Origin of the sequence: Rhizobium sp. L43 (genome assembly GCF_002531725.1) — a bacterium.
Lineage (GTDB): Bacteria > Pseudomonadota > Alphaproteobacteria > Rhizobiales > Rhizobiaceae > Rhizobium.
Genome location: NZ_NWSQ01000094.1, coordinates 1 through 873, shown reverse-complemented (window position 1 = coordinate 873; position 873 = coordinate 1). Strand labels below are relative to the sequence as shown.

At 64.1% G+C, this 873-nt stretch carries 1 protein-coding gene; it reads left to right on the top strand.

Features of this window, described 5'->3' with window-relative positions; genetic code table 11:
* The coding region (locus tag CO667_RS34575) for a calcium-binding protein (protein WP_143540788.1) at nucleotides 1-873 on the top strand (873 nt) is incomplete at both ends.

Genomic DNA, 873 nt, shown 5'->3' with positions numbered 1-873 from the left:
TTCACCGGCACCGGCAATGCGCTCGCCAACACGATCACCGGCGGCGCCGGCAATGACACGCTGAATGGCGGGGCAGGCGCCGATAGCTTGATCGGCGGTGCGGGCAGCGACACTTACATCGTCGACAATGCCGCCGACAGCGTCACCGAAGCCGCCGCTGCTGGGACCGACACGGTTCGCACGAACCTGGCGAGCTATACGCTTGCCGCCAATGTCGAGAACCTGAGCTTTGCCGGCACGGGGGCGTTTGCGGGCACAGGTAACAATCTCGACAACGTGATCACCGGGGGCGCTGCCATCGACACGCTGTCGGGCGGCGACGGCAATGACACGCTGAATGGCGGGGCAGGTGCTGACACGCTGATCGGCGGTGCGGGCGATGACACCTACATCGTTGACAATGCCGCCGACCTCGTCACTGAGGACGTCGATGCGGGAACCGACACGGTTCGCACGACCCTGGCAAGCTATACGCTTGCCGCCAATGTCGAGAACCTCACCTATAGCGGTACGGCCGCGTTTACCGGGACTGGAAACAGCCTTGCCAACACGATCACCGGCGGTGCCGGCAACGACCTGCTAGACGGTGGCGCCGGCGATGACACGCTGGTCGGCGGTGCCGGCAACGACATCTATGTGGTCGACAGTGCGAGCGACGTAATCAACGAGGCGGTCAGCGCCGGCACCGACGAAATCCGCACGGTGCTTTCAACCTCTACGCTCGGCAACAATGTCGAGAACCTGACCTATACCGGGTCCGCCAACTTCACCGGCACCGGCAATGCGCTTGCCAATAAGATCACCGGCGGCGCCGGCAACGACACGCTTGATGGCGGCGCCGGCAATGACACGCTGGTCGGCGGCATTGGCAAC